Genomic DNA, 16,863 nt, shown 5'->3' with positions numbered 1-16,863 from the left:
GTTTGTTGGTGTAGAATATTAAATTTAAGATGCGCTCAAGCGCAACAACGGAATATGAGTTATTCTCTATCTCCCATTTTTTGATCCATTGAAATTAATAAATCCTGTAACGGTCGCGTGATCCAATTAACCGCAACTCGAATTTGATGATCTAAGGTTGGGAAACGATATAAATACATTAACCGTCGGGCTAAATGGGCAAATTGACCGTCTAATTTAATCCCTAAACCTGTTAAGGTGGCGTTATCAATTCCTAATGTCATCATTTCCCCTAAATTAATATATCGGAAGGGTAATAACGGTCTTTTTGTTAATAATGCCCACAGATTCCACCCGGTATAATCTGCTTGTTGAAAAGCGGCTTGGGCTGTTGTTGGAATGGTTTGACCTTCTGCATCTTTACAATCTGCTAAATCACCTAATGCAAAAATTTCAGGATGATCAATCACTTGTAAGGTTGATGTGGTGACAATTTGACCCCGTTGATTTTGTTTGAGAGGAAGCGATCGCACCACAGGAGAAACTTTTGTTCCTACCGTCCACAATACAATATCAACCGGAATCTGATCAATTTGACCTCGATATTCCAGAGAAATATTATTCTCTTCAATTGCTGCTACAGTGGTTTCTAAATCAATCCAAACTTGGTGATCAGACAAGGCATTTTGAGCCGCTTCTCGATTAAATTCGGGAGAGGTTTTTAAGATTTCCTCCGCTTGTTCAATAATTCTAATCCGGGCTTTTGTTCCTAAGCGATCAGCTAATTTACAAGCTAATTCTACGCCACTATAACCCCCTCCAACAATTGCTACCCGAATTTTATCTTGATCCGAGGTTTCTAACCGTCGCAACTGTTCTTCTAAACGATAAGCATCCGCAATAGTTCGGAAGGGAATTGCATAGTCTTTGGCTCCAGAAACTTGATCTAAAGGCGTTTCTCCCCCCATAGCCAAAACTAAATAATCATAAGAGATGGGCGGATTATTTTGCAGTTTAACCTGTCTAGTTTCAATATCAATTTCACTGACAACACCTTGACAAAACCGCACATTTGTATCTTTTAACAGATCTTCAAAAGCTGGAGAAATTTCCCAAGCTTGCAATTCATCCGTTAGCAGTTCATACAACAGAGGTAAAAATAAAAAATGGTCATTCTGATCCACCAGAACAATTTCCGGTTGTTGCGATTTTTCCCAAGGAAGTTGACTCAAACGTAAGGCGGTGTAGAGTCCACCAAAGCCTCCACCAAGGATACAGATGCGGGTTTGCTGTTCAGTCATATTAAAATCTATGGTTTCTCGGAGTCGGGCCGTTTCTTTAAACTAGGATAGCAATTTTAATCAGAAAATGTTAAGTATTGCTACAAGGATGAAAATGAATTCCCGTTGTTTGGTACAACATCTTAGCTATAACGATTAATTTCCATTGGCTACAGTTTAAAAAACTTTAGGAGATATTTCCATGATGCTTTTAGCCGCCGCTACTAACACTCCCGTTACTCACGCCTGGAGTCCCACTATCGCCATTGTAATGATTTTGTGCAATATTGTAGCGATCGCCATTGGTAAATTCTCCATCCAACAGCCTAATGCTGGCCCTCAATTACCCTCATCGAATATGTTCGGTGGGTTTGGCTTACCTGCGGTTTTAGCAACCACAAGTTTTGGTCATATTTTAGGGGCGGGTGTGATTTTAGGATTATCCAGTTTGGGAGTCATTTAACCCCTTTTAAATGTAGGGTGCGTAAGCAAAGCGCACGCACCTTAAACTTGATTAAATAACTGTTCCCTGTTCCCTGTTCCCTGTTCCCTTGCGCGTAGCACTATAACAATGTTGGTTTGATTAAATAACAATATTGATGGTGCGTGCGCTGATCGCTTACGCACCCTACAATAATTGGTTTGGTGTGTTTAATCATAATCCTGTCCTGACCCATATTGCCAAGCTTCTAACCAACGATCATAATAGTATTGAGAAGAAGGTGGTAATTTTTGGAACGCAGGTTTTAGGGTTTTTGCAAACGGATATAAACCTGTATAAATCCCTAAATTCCAGTAGTGAATTGTCCAATCAATTAAACTAATTAATCCCACTTGGGGAATAATTTTAAAAATTAAACCGGGATGATTAATCGCCGTTTTGGATAAGGTTTGAGTTAAGGCGGAAAACCTCACCACATCTTGCAAGAAAGGCTTTAAAATCGGTTCTCCCAATTGTTCCATTTCTTGGAATACCGTTGCTAATAACTGATTAATTTGTTCCGGGTTAATGGTTTGTTCAACCCCCACACTCATCGACCGTTGAAATAACCAAGTTACCGATAAACTCGGTTGATAGGGTTGTAATAAAGATAAAGCATTTTGACTTAATTGATCCGTTGTTAACGCTTGATCAATACCATTCGTTAACCGTTGTAAATGACGCACCATCGCCCCAAATCCGCCAAAACTTAACGGAGATTGATTTCCGCTACTATCTCCAATGGCAAAAACACGATTCCAAGGCATTTTTAACGGGCTATTTTTATAACAAGGAAAAAACCCAAATAACGCCCGTTTAAAGGTTAATTGATTCAGTTGAATCTGTTGATATTGGGGTAACAGTTTAAAATAATCTTCAAACAAACATTCTAAACTAAATCGTTGCGGGTCAGCATCTAAATAGGTAAATAAATAAGTTGTTCTCCCGTCTCTGGCGGGAAAGGCTTCCCAGAAATATTGACATTGATTTTCTAAAGGAGTGAAGGAGGCAAAAATATCGCCAGTTTTATTATTAGGATAACCCGTTGCACAGGTTCCCACTACTAAACACACTGCATCGGGTTTTTGTCCTTGTCTGGCTTGTCGAACTATGGGAGAAAAATGACCCATTGCATCCATTAATAAACGGGTTCTTAAGATGTTTGACCTCTCCCCTAACCCCTCTCCTGTAAGGCGAGGGGAATGAATTTCGGTTACATTTACCGCCACGCCATCAGGATGAATAATAGCCGATTTATAAGCGGTATTTTCTAATAAAATTCCTCCAGCTTCTAAAAACCGATTTTTGAGGGTTTCTAATAAATAAACGGGATCAACCCCAATATTAAGAACATCTTTAACCCAAATATCATCAGCATTCTGAATGCTCAAACGGGCGGGGTTATATTCCGTTGCGATCGCTGTTTTTAATTCTACTTCAGAGAGTAAATTTAAGTCAATAAAAATCTCTAATTCCTTCCGAGAAATATTCCATTCTTGTTCCCGTCCTCGCAGTTTACCGCGTTCTAATACTGCTACTCGCCACCCTTTCATCGCTAAGGTTGTACCGATTAAAATGCCTAGAGTTCCCCCACAAATAAGAACATCATAATCCACCGTTTCCAACTGTTGAAAGTCTTGTTTAACGGTATTGGGAAGGGGAAGACTATTATTTTTTAACCCCGTCCACAGTTCATCCGCTTTTCGCAGACTGTTGAAAGGGTTTCCAGGGATTTGAGATAAATTTTTTTCAGTTATAGACATAACAGTAAAAACTGGAATAGGGAACAATACTATCTCAAACATAGCTGAATTTGGAAAGAGAAAAAGTGATTTTAGAATTTATCCCCAAAATCAGCATGAAATGATTAATTTAATCAGGGCTGTTGAAATCTGAATTTAATCATTGTGGAATCAGAATTCTTCCGTCCTCTGCTTCTCGTGCCACATATATTAGCTTATGTTATTTATTTATACAAATAATAAACAATATATTATCTAAAACCCCTAGACAAACTCTAAAGAGCAAAGTAATATAACTATATGGTTGTAAAACCAAGCAACCATATATCGAACCTCGACAAATACATACGCAATACATAACTCCGATGACAACTACGATTCAACGTCAGTCACAAGGAAACTTCTGGGAACGGTTGTGTAACTGGATCACCAGTACCGAAAACCGCTTATATGTAGGCTGGTTTGGCGTTCTGATGATTCCAACCCTACTAACTGCCACCATCTGTTTCATTCTCGCGATCATTGCCGCACCTCCGGTTGATATCGACGGTATCCGCGAACCTGTTTCCGGTTCACTGCTATACGGGAATAACATCATCACGGCGGCGGTTGTGCCTAGTTCCAATGCGATTGGTCTGCACTTCTATCCTATTTGGGAAGCCGCTAACTTGAATGAATGGCTTTATAACGGTGGCCCTTACCAACTGATCGTCTTCCATTTCCTGATCGGTATCTTCTGCTACATGGGTCGGGAATGGGAACTCTCCTACCGTTTAGGGATGAGACCTTGGATTGCTGTTGCCTACAGTGCTCCTGTGGCGGCTGCTACTGCGGTGTTGCTGGTTTATTCCATCGGTCAAGGTTCTTTCTCGGACGGTTTACCCCTGGGAATTTCCGGCACTTTCAACTTTATGATCGTCCTGCAAGCCGAACATAACGTTTTAATGCACCCCCTACATATGTTGGGTGTGGTCGGTATTTTTGGTGGCGCTTTGTTCTCTGCGATGCACGGCTCGTTAGTGACTTCTTCTTTAGTTCGTGAAACGACCGAAAACGAATCTTTAAACTGCGGTTACAAATTCGGTCAAGAAGGAGAAACCTACAATATCGTTGCGGCTCATGGTTACTTTGGACGTTTAATCTTCCAATACGCCAGCTTCAACAATAGCCGTAGCTTGCACTTCCTCTTAGGTGCTTGGCCCGTGGTCGGCATCTGGTGTGCATCCCTAGCGGTGGCTTGCTTCGCTTTCAACCTGAACGGTTTTAACTTCAACCAATCCTTACTGGATGCAGAGGGTCGAGTGATTAATACCTGGGCTGATATGATCAATCGCGCCAACTTAGGGATTGAGGCAATGCACGAACGCAACGTCCACAACTTCCCGTTAGATTTAGCTTCGGGTGAATCTATTCCTGTAGCTTTAGTTGCTCCTAAAGTTAACGCTTAGTTCTTGACTTAAATGATTAAAACGCTCTCCAAAAGGAGGGCGTTTTTTTGTGTTTTCATTATTGCCTATTGCCTATTGCCTATTGCCTATTGCCTATTGCCTATTGCCTATTGCCTATTACCTGTTCCCTGCTATAAATACTTAAATAGAAAAATAGTAAAGCCCTTAATTATCAAGGGAAAAATCCACATATTTAAACTTGGGTTATAATAAATTAGATAGTTAGGCTAAGTTCTATTCATAAGTATTCTAATTTATATTATGACTCAAACAATCACTCAAGCAGAAGCCATTATCGAGATGATTAAAACCTTATCACTTCAACAACAGGAGGAAGTGATTAGTTTTATTGAATTTTTGCATTTTAAAGCCCAAAAACAAGAAATTCAACATCCAGAAGAAGAACAACAACCGATTTCAGCCTATGAAGCTGCTCAAGAGTTTGCAGGTTGTTTAGAAGGTGGCCATTCTGACCTTTCTACCAATAAAAAGTATTTACAGGGGAATTGGTAAAAAATGAGAAATAAGATCTTATTGGATACAGGGCCATTAGTATCTTATCTAAAACGCCAAGATCAATATCATAGTTGGGCAGTGGCTGAAATCTAAATTTAATCATTTTGTTGAGTTTCGTTTTTTAACACAACTAATAGCGATCGCATTTTCACCAAAAAGACTATAAATACTTAAATTGATGATTAAGAATTAACTGTCTAATTCCCTCAGTATCTAAAGGACGAGAAAAGAAATATCCCTGTCCATAATGACAGCCTAATTGCTTTAATTCTAAGATTTGTTCCAAGGTTTCCACCCCTTCAGCAACCACACTCATTTTCAAATTCACCGCTAAATTAATAATTGTTTCTACAATTTCTCGATTTTCAACTTTACTTCCTAATGGACTAACAAAAGAGCGATCAATTTTTAAAATATCAATGGGAAATTGTTGTAACCGACTTAAGGAAGAATATCCTGTACCAAAATCATCAATCGATAATTGAATCCCTAAATCTCGCAATTCTTGTAACTGAGTAGTTGCTGATTCAAAATGCTCCATAATCACCCCTTCAGTAATTTCTAATCGCAAATTTTTAGCCTCTAAACCTGTTTCCTCTAAAACTTCTTGAATCATATTAACGAGTTTGAGTTGAGAAAATTGTCGGCCAGCGACATTCACACTCATGGTTACAGTATTATTAATTAAATGCTCAAGTTGCCACTGACGCATTTGTTCACAGGCAGTTTTTAAAACCCATTCTCCAATAGGAACAATTAACCCCGTTTCTTCAGCTAAAGGAATAAATTGTACGGGAGAAACTAAACCCCGTTGCGGATGATTCCAACGGGCTAATGCTTCAAATCCGGCAATTTCTCCCGTTACTAATGAAACAATTAATTGATAATTTAATAATAATTCTTTCCGTTCAATTGCCCGTCTTAAATCCGTTTCTAATTGCAATCGACTGCGGAAATTTTTCTGCATTCGTTGATCAAAAAGTTGAGGAGATCCCTGTCCTAAATATTTGGCATGACGCATCGCTGTATCGGCATCTCGCAGTAATTCTTCAGCAGATTCATAGAGGCGTCCGGTACTTTGAAAATTAAACGTAATCCCAATACTAGCACTGGTAAAAACTTCCTGTTGTTCCAGTTGAAAGGGTTGGGCTAATATCATTGAAATGCGTTCAGCAATTTGAGTAGCGTCTTGAACATCTTGAATATCTTCAACTAAAACCGCAAATTCATCTCCATTTAAACGGGCGACCGTATCCCCGTCTCGGACTGTATTCATCAGTCGTTGACCTAACTCGACTAAGAGTTGATTACCAACGGCGTGCCCTAAACTATCATTGATCACTTTAAACCGATCTAAATCAATATATAAAACAGCAAATAAAGCATCAGAACGGCGTTGAGCATGGGCTAAAGATTGTTGTAACCGATCAATAAATAAAGATCGATTAGGTAAGGTCGTGAGTTCATCATAAAAGGCATTATAAAGTAACTTTTCTTCGGCTTGTTTCCGTTGGGTAATATCTTCTATCGTTCCTTCATAATATAAAATATTGCCGTGATTATCATAGACAGAATGACTATTTTCAGAAATCCAAATTACCTCCCCATCTTTGTGATAAACTTGATATTGAAATCCCGAAATTTGACCTTGTTCTGTCATGATTTTGCAAAATTCTTCCCGTTGTTTCGGATCAACATATAATTGTTCTGAGATGTTCGTAAGCTGTTGGATTAATTCTTCGGGAGAATCATAACCATAGATTCTTGCTAAGGCTGGATTAGCACTGAGATAATAACCATCGGGTGTAGTTTGAAAAATACCTTCAATTGCATTTTCAAAAATACTTCTATATTTAGCTTCTGCTTGTTTTTGAGCTTCTTCTGCTTGTTTTCGTTCTAATTCTGCCGCCACCCGTCCGGCAAAAATATGAATCATAGATTGAGTTCGGGCTTCATTTTTGATCGGTTGATCATGGAGTAAACATAAATGACCGATAATTTTGTCAGAACGTCCAAACAGAGGTAATCCGATATAGGCAACAACATTCAATTCTGCTAAAGATAAAATATGGGGAAATATTTCTTGAACTCGGTCAGGATAAAACGTCAAGGATCGAGTTTGATAAACCTGTGTACACAGGGTTTGATCAAGATCATATTCGGCATTTTCTAAAAAGCGATCGCCTCCCCAAAAAGCTAAAGTTCGGACTCGTCCCGGTAATTCTGGAATAACTTCTGTGACAATCACATAGCGAACTCCTAAAGCCAGAGATAACTGTCGAGCTAAGGCGGGAAAAAATTCGACTCCGGTTACGGATGCAGTCTCTAAGATTAAACTTTGTAAAGCAGTCTCCGCTTGTTGACGTTCTTGATTTTCTTGATCTAATAAAGCGTTGATTTCTGCTAGTTCTAATAATCGTTGTCTTAACTCACTTTGAGTTGTTTTTAAAGTCAAAATTAAGCGATTATTTTTATCTGTTGTCCTTCCCAATAAAATAGCCGTGATAAAAATCAATAAAATCACGAAACTAAGCTGAATGGGTTCCAGAATTAAAATAGTAGGAAACTGTTGCGCCCAAGCTGCATAAATAATATAAATAGAAATAACACCAGCACAGGTTAATCCGTTGTTTAATCCCCCTAAATTAGCACATAACATCACCGTTAAACCCAAGAATAAAAAGGGAACAGGAACCCGGAAACCCCAATGTTTTAAAACTTCGATTGTACCCACAATCAACAGTCCCATTAATCCACCCGTCCAGAACGGAGCTTGATATAAAATTTTACGGATACGATATCGCATAAACCTCAATTCCACTTTAATCTCCCGGTTAGACTACCCATTTTATCTGTAAACAACTCCTGTTTTCCTAACTAGATTTTTAAGAGGATAAAACATCGTTGCATAGTGTTTAATAATAATAGCGTGTTAAACAGTATCCTTCGACAAAAGTAAAAGTTGTGATTCAATAGGGTGAATATGGATAAATTTTTACAACGATATCAACAGTTTGGCATTCATTTAGGTTTACAACGCATCCAACAACTCCTCGAACGCTTAGGAAATCCTCACCTGGATGTTCCTATCATCCATATTGCAGGCACAAATGGCAAGGGCTCAGTCTGTGCTTACTTGTCTTCTATTTTGACACAGGCGGGTTATCGTGTTGGACGCTACATTTCTCCTCACTTAATAGATTGGACGGAACGCTTATGTATTAATGAACACCCGATTTCAAAAATCGATTTTTTACAAGTTTTACAACAAGTCGAAAACGCAATTTCACCCGATGAACTTCCCCCAACTCTGTTTGAAGTGGTAACGATTGCAGCTTGGTTATATTTTGCCCAAAAAAAAGTAGATATTGCTGTGATTGAAGTGGGATTAGGAGGACGTTTAGATGCCACAAATGTTTGTGATTATCCTTTAGTGAGTGTGATCACTTCCATTAGTTTAGATCATCAAGAATATTTGGGTTCAACCCTTGCAGAAATCGCCTTTGAAAAAGCCGGAATTCTTAAACCTAGATGTCCGGTTGTGGTGGGTATTTTACCACCTGATGCAGAAAAAATTGTTCAACAACAGGCGACGGAATTTAACTGTCCGGTGACTTGGGTTAAACCTGCGATTTGGACAAAAAATCAAAACAGTCTCCAACAAGTGGCTAAGTATCAAGGTTTAGAATATCCTTTACCGCTATTGGGCGAAATACAATTAATCAATTCTGCGATCGCGATCGCAACATTACAAATTCTCCGTCAACAGGATTGGAAAATTTCACAGGAGGCGATCGCTAGAGGGATGGAAAAGGCTCAATGGCCCGGACGATTACAATGGATAACCTGGCAAAATCAGCGCTTATTAATTGATGGCGCCCATAATCCAGCAGCCGCCGTTGCCTTACGTCAATATGTCGATAGTTTATCGGAAAATAGGGTAAGTTGGGTGATGGGAATGTTATCAACTAAAGATCATACTAATATTTTAAAAGCTGTATTAAGACCCGGTGATCGATTATATTTAGTCCCCATTCCCGATCATCCTTATGCCGATCCAGAACAGTTAGCTACCCTGGCAAAAACGTTGTGTCCTAATTTAAACCATTGTCAAGTTTATCTATCATTAATCCCCGCCTTAGAAGCTGTTACAGGAGAGAAAAATACCTTACCTGTTCTCTGTGGGTCATTATATTTATTAGGTTATTTTTTTCAACTTCTTGAGAACAATTGAATTTTTTCTAACTTCTTTGTGTCTTTGTGCCTTTGTGGTTAAATAATATAAAGAGACGCGCCCTAGCACGTCTCTACTAACTATTTGCGGCACATAATTAACGTATTAGCCGAGATAAATCCTTCCAGAGGTTCACTAATTTCTACCCAATCTCGTTTTTCGCCATTAGTATCAGGAATTAGCTTATAATTCTCCACCAATCTTACTCGCCCTCCTGAGACAACACCCCCAACCCGTTCAGAGAATCGAGAGGGTTTTTCTCGCACCACAACCCCTCTGGGTGCAGCATATAAATCAACTTGACGACAAAGACTCGCGGGTGTTGGTTTAGGATTTTCAGCTTGATCACCACAGTCTAATAAATTTCCCGTTGCATCAGGAAAACCATTAGAAATATAACCCTTTACAGGGGCAGTAATTTCAATCCAATTTCGACCATCGGGGCCGCGAGTGCCTGTAGAATTATTGGCTAAGGTGACTTCCGTTTTAAAACCCACTCCACCGATAACCGGAGAAGTCGGAGTTGGTCGAGCATGAACGGCTAACCCCTGGGGTTCACCAATTCGACGGCACAAACTGGAACGACTTTGAGCCATTTGTGCTTCCGAATTCGAGGTCTGAGGTTTCGTTTGAATATTAGCTAAAGTGGGTAATTGACTTCCCATTACCGCTAATACAACTAACGTCAAAACCCGAAAAGATTGACTCCTTAATCCCAAATTATTCATGAATTTCACTCCTCATTAAATCCCACACAATTTTAACCATTAGAACTGACGTAAAAAGCGTAAATCGCTGGCATAAACTCGCCGAATATCATCAATTTGATGCAGAACCATCGCAAACCGTTCTACTCCAAAACCCGCCGCAAATCCCGTATATTTTTCGGGGTCATATCCCGCCGCTTTTAAAACATTAGGATCAACCATGCCACATCCTAACACTTCTAGCCATTTTCCTTGCCATTGTAAATCTACTTCCGCCGAGGGTTCGGTAAAGGGGAAATAACTTGCTCGGAAGCGCACAGGTAAATCCCCAAACATTTGTCGCAAAAATTCTTTAATAGTTCCTTTTAAATCCGTAAACCGTAAGCCTTCTTCAATGGCTAATAGTTCAATTTGATGGAACACCGCCGCATGGGTCGCATCAACAGTATCCCGACGATAAACCCGACCGGGCGCCACAATACGGATAGGGGGTTGATGTTGTTCCATGTAGCGAATTTGTACCGATGAGGTATGGGTTCTTAATAAATTACCATCGGGTAAATAAAACGTATCCTGCATATCCCGTGCGGGATGGTCAGGAGGGGTATTTAACGCTTCAAAATTATAATAGTCCGTTTCCATTTCTGGGCCAGAAGCAACGGTATAGCCCAACCCCACAAAAATATCTAAAGCCCGATCAATAATGCCATTCAGGGGATGAATTCGACCTTGGGAATGATAAACTCCTGGCATGGTCACATCCAGGGTTTCAGACTGAAGTTGAGCTTCAAGTTGAGCCAGTTGCAGGGCGGTGCGTTTTTCCTCTAAACCTGTTTCTAAGGCTTTTTTGACGTCGTTGGCTAACGCTCCAATAGCGGGCCGTTCACTGGGGTCAAGTTTTCCCATTCCCCCTAGAACAACTGAAACTTTGCCTTTTTTGCCTAAATAGTTAATTCGCAACTGTTCTAATTCATCTAAGGTTTGACAAGTTGCGATCGCCGTTGTTCCTGCGGCGCGTAAGTCTTCCAGTTGAGTTTCTAATTCACTAAGTTGAGTTGCCATATTAGGATTGAGAATAGACCGCTTAAGTCGGGTAGGGGGATGAAATTTGTCCTGCCTTTGCTGAGTTTAGCGTAATTTGCTCCCCTTCTGAGATCAGGCTTTTGTTAAAAAAGCGGTTCAAAAAATAGAAAATTATCTTCAACTTTTATTTTTTGCCTAATGATACTGACAATAATTTTGAAAAAATCCCTTAAACAAAGGGGATTAAAACTACGGCTTTAGGTCGGATTTTAGCTTGATATTTCTCTAATTCCTACAATTGCTAGAAGCAGAATTTTGAGAAGGAGATAGAGTTACTTCCCATCCCGATTGATTCCACCAATTTATTCGTTTATTCGGCTCTATCCAAAAATCCAGTTGTTTGATTAAACCATTTTCAAATACAAGTTTTGGCAACATTGGATAACTACTATCTTCAGTTTCGTTATAGTTTCGTCCTAAAAAATTCATGCAAACTGTTAATCCTTGATTTACCCCCAATTCTTCGACCCCACTCCCTGTTAATGAGGAATCATCATAACTAAAAGTACCATTAAATGATTTACCCGTCAACGATCCAGCCCTTACATTTACAGTAAAATCATAGGTCATGGTAGAAGCTTTGGCTTCACCACTAAAAATGGTACTCCCAATCAAAACTGAGCCGATTAAAAATTGCTTAAGCATGGCAAGATTTACATTGAATAATAAATATCGAAAATTAATTCATTGCTTCTATAGTAAGTCTAAATGGATTGTAACTCCAAATAATTCTGATATTAATTCTAACCACAAGGCGAGATTCCCCGGTCAGGGCGAGGAGACCTTGTTCCTACATTCAAAGGATTTATACCCATGATTTAGACTGGCTATATTTAACCCATTTTTAGGAGAAACTGCTATAATACTCAAAATTGTCAATCATAAATCCCATGAGTCAGGAACAAAACTTATTAGAAAAATAGCGTTCTTTACCTCTATATAAACAACAAGAGGTGATTAATTTTGTAGATTTTTTGACAACCAAAACTCATCCTATCAAAGCCTATTAAATTCTGGAATTATGGAACAAGTAGAAACGCCAAAAACCTTATCAGATTTAGGCATAAAATTACAAAAAATCCGAGAAAAAATTGTTGCTTCTGGTGTTATTTTGTTGAGTGCAGAAGACATTGAACTAGAAAAAGCCAAGCGACGAGGGGGATATCAAGAAGCCGAATGACTAAACTAACTTTTATTGATAAAATCTTAGAAACAGGTGATCAAATTGTCCCGAAAGTTCTTCTACCTTCTCTTAATTAATTTAACTCAATGAAACTGTTAATTAGCAATGATGATGGGGTTTTTGCCCAAGGAATTCGCAGTTTAGCCAACGGTTTAGCCCAAGTCGGTCATCAAGTGACAGTGGTTTGTCCCGATCAAGAACGCTCGGCAACGGGTCATGGTTTAACCTTACATCATCCGATTCGGGCTGAACAAGTAGAGGATATTTTTGCACCGTCGGTAACTGCTTGGGCCTGTTCGGGAACTCCGGCGGACTCTGTAAAAGTGGGACTGTTTGGGGTGATGGACAGTCCTCCCGATCTCGTGTTAGCTGGAATTAATCATGGGCCGAATGTGGCAACGGATATTCTTTACTCCGGGACAGTCTCGGCAGCTATGGAAGGGTTGATCCAGGGAATTCCCAGTATTGCTTTTAGTTTAGGCAGTTATGCGTCTCGTGAGTTTCAAGGGACGGTTGAATTTGCTCAACAGTTAATTCACACCCTAGAAAAAAATCCCTTACCCGAAGCTATGTTACTTAATGTTAATGTTCCCGCCCTTCCCCCCGAAGAAATTCAAGGGGTAATGATCACTCGTCAAGGTATTCGTCGTTATCTGGATATTTTGGAAAAACGCCTTGATCCGAGAGGAAAAACCTATTATTGGCTTGCCGGAGAATTAATGGAGGATGTAGAACTTTTAAATGCACCCTCAGAATTAGATGAGTTTATGACTGATGTTCATGCGTTACGTCAAGATTTCATCACGATTACCCCCCTCCAATATAATCTCACCCAGGTTACGGAATTACAAAAGTTACAAACCTGGTCACAGACGTTAAAAATTAAAATCTAAGCATGGGAAGTTAAGACAGTTGTTGATGGGTGCGAACTTCATGCCTAAGAGGTTCTGCTCTACAAATGTTAACGTTTCTCAACGATAAACTCTCTCTCCTTAGAGGTAGACTAGAAGTAATAGAAAGCAGAAACACGTCCCCCTGCCCAAGCTCTTGCAATCTTCCTCAATTTCGATGAACCCTTAGTTTTCTACGTTTGAGTCCAGCCGTTATGAACGCAGATACCTTTAATACTCATTCTGTTACTTGCCCAATTTGCCATCATACTAGCATTTTGCCCGCCGTCGGAATGTTAGGTGGACTCTTTACCTGTCCTCACTGTCATACCCATTTTGTCATGAGTCGAAGTGGTCATTATGTGCGAGATCCCTTTTGTCTTCAGCAGTGTGCCGTTGCCCAAATGCTTCGACGCCAAAGCCATCCTTTTGCCCGAATTCGACGAGATTTAAGCTTAACTAAAGGATTACCGCTTTTAGCTGTTATTAGTAGTCTTTTATTTCTAGGAATCGCCGTTACAATTAATGATAAATTAAACTTAAATAATCAAACTTTTGAGCATCAAGTCGAATCTTTGCCCAAGCCTTCTTTATCTTCTCCTGATCAATAATTACTCTAACAACTATTTTTAAGATCGGTTGACTGTCAACTGTTAACAGTTGACAGTCAACAGCTAACCGTTAACAGTTATAGCAGTCGCGCCTGGGGTGTTAGGACATAGACTGATGCTAAAACCGTGCGCTGTACACCCCTCTTTTCCTGCCTGTTCCCTGTTCCCTGTTCCCTGTTCCCTCCCATAACATTAAAAACTAATCGTTAAATAACCGTTTTGGAATTTAGCCCCAGTAACAGGTTTTCCAGTTAAGGCAGGGGGGAGGAAGATATTTCGCCGTTGATCTCCGGCTTCTATTGTGACTTCTGGGCCGTATTGCGTGAGCTTGACTTGTGTTTTATCAAAACTGGGCAGAAACAGGCTAACCTTTCGTTGTTCCACATTAATATTAATCGGTTTGGGAGCTAATTGAGCCTGGGTAAAATCAGGTAAAGCTTCAATGACAGGTTGCCAGTTTTGACCTGAATATTGAGGAATAACACTGACCTCTAAAGGAACAAATGCTTCTGCGATCGCTTCTGTCAGTAAGCTTTGGTTTAGCAATACGCCGCCAACGGTTAACCCGACCTGTTGAGCGCTACCCCATAAATAGCGGGTGGTGGCGATCGCTAATTCATCCTGGGTTGTGACTAAATAAGCCGCGACTCGGTTAGGATCAGACACTGCGGCTTTCCCTTGATCCAAGATATTATTCATCTCTTGAGTCGGTTGAGCAAAGGTATCCCCAGAAATATCAATATTGAGAATACTACTGGCGATCGGTTGCACAAAGGGAGATAAAGTTTTCCCTAAGTCCGACTCCATAAACACATTACGAAAACGGCGAAGATACCAGCTTAAAATTTCTGGCATTCCCAACATTCTCAGGGTATCTTGACTGGCTAACCCGTCATAAATAATCACATCATAATCACCACTAGCATCATATTGACGAATGGCATTTAAAGCTAGAGCGCTGTCCATCCCCGGTAAAACCCCCAATTCCTGACCATAAACGTTCCTAAAAAAGGGGGTACGAACATATTGGTTTTCTAGCTTTTTCACCTCTTCCCAACTGCGTTCGAGTAAAACCGCACTTTTGAGTTGAACCGCTTTTAAATGGGGGGTGATAGTCGTAGGATCACAACCCACTTCCGTTTCTAGCAAAAGGTTACAGGCGGGACTACTATCTTGTCCCACTAACAACACCCGCTTACCACTGGCCGCCAATTGTTTAGCGGCTGCGATCGCCAGTGTTGTCCGACCTGTACCACCTTTACCTAAAAATGTTAATGTCAGAGCCATTTATTATAAGAAAAGTCTGGGAGATTGAAAACTCAGTGGCTTTAGCCCTGAGATGAAAAGCGACACTTCGGCAAGCTCAGTGACCGCTCAGGGGAATTTATTCCCCGTGAATATTCTCATGATTTATGTTAACACAGTATTAGGTCGAAAAAAGGAGATTTTTATGATAGTTCTGGAATACAAGTGTAAAGGCAAACCCAATCAATATAAAGCGATTGACGAAGCAATTCGCACCACCCAATTCATTCGCAATAAAGCGATTCGGTATTGGATGGATAATTCAAGAGAATCAAAAATTGATAAATTTGCATTAAATAAGTATTCTACAACTCTCAGAAATCAATTCCCCTTTGTTGCCGACTTAAATTCAATGGCAGTCCAATCCGCCGCCGAGCGAGGATGGACTGCCATCAGTCGTTTTTACGACAATTGTAAGAAAAAGATTTCTGGCAAAAAAGGATATCCCCGATTCCAAAAAGATTGTCGTTCCGTTGAATATAAAACATCGGGATGGAAACTACACCCCACTAAAAGACAAATTACCTTAACCGATAAAAACGGGATTGGTAAACTCAAATTATTGGGTAAATGGGATATCCAAACCTACCATGTTAAAGACATAAAACGGGTGCGTTTAATTCGTCGTGCCGATGGATATTATGTACAGTTTTGTCTGAATATTACCGTCACCGATATTCAACCCAAAACCGGAAAGGAAATAGGACTTGATGTTGGTATTGAGTCGTTTTACACAGACTCCAATGGATATCAAGAAGTTAATCCTAAGTTTTTCAGAAAAGCGGAGCAATCCATTAAAAAGTCTCAGAAACAAATCTATAAAAAAGTTAAGGGTTCATCGGGGAGACGGAAAGCCAGAAAAGTTTACGCTAAAAAACACTTAAAAGTAAGTAGACAACGGATTGAACACGCCAAGAGAATTGCGCGTAACGTATGCACATCAAACGATGTAGTCGTTTACGAAGATTTAAGTGTTAAAAATCTAGTTAAAAATCACTGTTTAGCTAAATCAATTAGTGATGTTAGCTGGTATTTGTTGAGAAAATGGATAGAATATTTTGCAGCTAAATTTGATAAATTAGCTATTCCGGTTGCACCCCATTACACTTCACAAAAATGTAGTAATTGTGGGGTAATAGTGAAAAAATCTCTATCAACCCGCACCCATATTTGTAATTGTGGATGTGAATTGCATAGAGATACAAATGCTGCAATTAATATTCTAAATTTTGGTAAACAAACTAGGGGAGGGCATCCCCAAAGTAACGCTAATGGACTGGAAACCTCTACTCTGCTTGGGGAAACCCTGGTTGAGCAAGTATCCAGGTTGAAGTTAGAATCTCAGTGTCTTCAGACCTGAGAGTGTCAATACTTCCTAATCTCGCTCAGGGAAACATAACTTTT

Annotated in this window: 15 protein-coding genes; 8 read left to right on the top strand and 7 right to left on the bottom strand. The window is 39.8% G+C overall.

Going from position 1 to position 16,863, the window contains the following annotated elements:
• Positions 1 to 59: 59 nt before the first annotated feature.
• On the bottom strand, positions 60 to 1,280 hold the full coding sequence (locus PL8927_RS06500) for an NAD(P)/FAD-dependent oxidoreductase (protein WP_083618779.1): 1,221 nt from the start codon (positions 1,278 to 1,280) through the stop codon (positions 60 to 62).
• Positions 1,281 to 1,461: 181 nt separating this feature from the next.
• Here PL8927_RS06500 and psaK point away from each other — a divergent pair, with 181 nt between their 5' ends.
• Positions 1,462 to 1,722 carry a photosystem I reaction center subunit PsaK gene (gene psaK, locus PL8927_RS06495; RefSeq protein ID WP_083618777.1) on the top strand — a complete coding sequence of 87 codons (261 nt, stop codon included), beginning with the start codon at positions 1,462 to 1,464 and terminating at the stop codon, positions 1,720 to 1,722.
• A gap of 188 nt (positions 1,723 to 1,910) precedes the next feature.
• On the opposite strand, the gene PL8927_RS06490 is transcribed toward psaK, so the two are convergent.
• Positions 1,911 to 3,503, bottom strand: a complete 1,593-nt coding sequence (locus PL8927_RS06490) for an FAD-dependent monooxygenase family protein (RefSeq protein ID WP_083618775.1) — start codon at positions 3,501 to 3,503, stop codon at positions 1,911 to 1,913.
• A 344-nt stretch (positions 3,504 to 3,847) separates the two neighbouring features.
• Here PL8927_RS06490 and psbA point away from each other — a divergent pair, with 344 nt between their 5' ends.
• On the top strand, positions 3,848 to 4,930 hold the full coding sequence (gene psbA, locus PL8927_RS06485) for a photosystem II q(b) protein (protein ID WP_083618773.1): 1,083 nt from the start codon (positions 3,848 to 3,850) through the stop codon (positions 4,928 to 4,930).
• 261 nt (positions 4,931 to 5,191) lie between these two features.
• Complete coding sequence (locus PL8927_RS06480) at positions 5,192 to 5,443, top strand: hypothetical protein (RefSeq protein ID WP_083618769.1); 252 nt, start codon at positions 5,192 to 5,194, stop codon at positions 5,441 to 5,443.
• Between the two features lie 163 nt (positions 5,444 to 5,606).
• Here PL8927_RS06480 and PL8927_RS06475 read toward each other — a convergent pair whose 3' ends face one another.
• Positions 5,607 to 8,252 carry a putative bifunctional diguanylate cyclase/phosphodiesterase gene (locus PL8927_RS06475; protein WP_083618767.1) on the bottom strand — a complete coding sequence of 882 codons (2,646 nt, stop codon included), beginning with the start codon at positions 8,250 to 8,252 and terminating at the stop codon, positions 5,607 to 5,609.
• Between the two features lie 171 nt (positions 8,253 to 8,423).
• Between PL8927_RS06475 and PL8927_RS06470 the strand changes: the two genes are divergently transcribed.
• On the top strand, positions 8,424 to 9,680 hold the full coding sequence (locus tag PL8927_RS06470) for a bifunctional folylpolyglutamate synthase/dihydrofolate synthase (RefSeq protein WP_083618766.1): 1,257 nt from the start codon (positions 8,424 to 8,426) through the stop codon (positions 9,678 to 9,680).
• An 80-nt stretch (positions 9,681 to 9,760) separates the two neighbouring features.
• On the opposite strand, the gene PL8927_RS06465 is transcribed toward PL8927_RS06470, so the two are convergent.
• The 3 genes from PL8927_RS06465 to PL8927_RS06455 all read right to left on the bottom strand — a co-directional run bounded on the left by PL8927_RS06465 (position 9,761) and on the right by PL8927_RS06455 (position 12,115).
• The gene (locus tag PL8927_RS06465; protein ID WP_083618764.1) at positions 9,761 to 10,408 is read right to left on the bottom strand and encodes a hypothetical protein; all 648 of its coding nucleotides are present in this window, start codon (positions 10,406 to 10,408) and stop codon (positions 9,761 to 9,763) included.
• A gap of 39 nt (positions 10,409 to 10,447) precedes the next feature.
• Positions 10,448 to 11,449, bottom strand: a complete 1,002-nt coding sequence (pheS, locus tag PL8927_RS06460) for a phenylalanine--tRNA ligase subunit alpha (protein WP_083618760.1) — start codon at positions 11,447 to 11,449, stop codon at positions 10,448 to 10,450.
• A gap of 246 nt (positions 11,450 to 11,695) precedes the next feature.
• Complete coding sequence (locus PL8927_RS06455; RefSeq protein ID WP_083618758.1) at positions 11,696 to 12,115, bottom strand: hypothetical protein; 420 nt, start codon at positions 12,113 to 12,115, stop codon at positions 11,696 to 11,698.
• Positions 12,116 to 12,491: 376 nt separating this feature from the next.
• Between PL8927_RS06455 and PL8927_RS27955 the strand changes: the two genes are divergently transcribed.
• The 3 genes from PL8927_RS27955 to PL8927_RS06440 all read left to right on the top strand — a co-directional run bounded on the left by PL8927_RS27955 (position 12,492) and on the right by PL8927_RS06440 (position 14,154).
• A complete protein-coding gene (locus PL8927_RS27955; protein WP_197047329.1) occupies positions 12,492 to 12,650 on the top strand; it encodes a hypothetical protein in 159 nt (52 codons plus the stop codon).
• A gap of 89 nt (positions 12,651 to 12,739) precedes the next feature.
• Positions 12,740 to 13,546, top strand: coding sequence for a 5'/3'-nucleotidase SurE (gene surE / locus PL8927_RS06445; protein WP_083618756.1), 807 nt, complete (start codon positions 12,740 to 12,742; stop codon positions 13,544 to 13,546).
• Between the two features lie 212 nt (positions 13,547 to 13,758).
• Complete coding sequence (locus PL8927_RS06440; RefSeq protein ID WP_083618754.1) at positions 13,759 to 14,154, top strand: hypothetical protein; 396 nt, start codon at positions 13,759 to 13,761, stop codon at positions 14,152 to 14,154.
• Positions 14,155 to 14,346: 192 nt separating this feature from the next.
• On the opposite strand, the gene PL8927_RS06435 is transcribed toward PL8927_RS06440, so the two are convergent.
• The gene (locus tag PL8927_RS06435) at positions 14,347 to 15,441 is read right to left on the bottom strand and encodes a Get3/ArsA fold putative tail anchor-mediating ATPase NosAFP (RefSeq protein ID WP_083618752.1); all 1,095 of its coding nucleotides are present in this window, start codon (positions 15,439 to 15,441) and stop codon (positions 14,347 to 14,349) included.
• Positions 15,442 to 15,604: 163 nt separating this feature from the next.
• Between PL8927_RS06435 and PL8927_RS06430 the strand changes: the two genes are divergently transcribed.
• The gene (locus tag PL8927_RS06430; RefSeq protein WP_083618842.1) at positions 15,605 to 16,819 is read left to right on the top strand and encodes an RNA-guided endonuclease InsQ/TnpB family protein; all 1,215 of its coding nucleotides are present in this window, start codon (positions 15,605 to 15,607) and stop codon (positions 16,817 to 16,819) included.
• The last annotated feature ends 44 nt before the right edge of the window (positions 16,820 to 16,863 follow it).

Source organism: Planktothrix serta PCC 8927 (genome assembly GCF_900010725.2).
In the GTDB taxonomy this organism is placed as follows: Bacteria; Cyanobacteriota; Cyanobacteriia; order Cyanobacteriales; family Microcoleaceae; genus Planktothrix; species Planktothrix serta.
The sequence above is the reverse complement of the archived record's forward strand: the minus strand, read 5'-3'. Positions and strand labels throughout refer to the sequence as shown.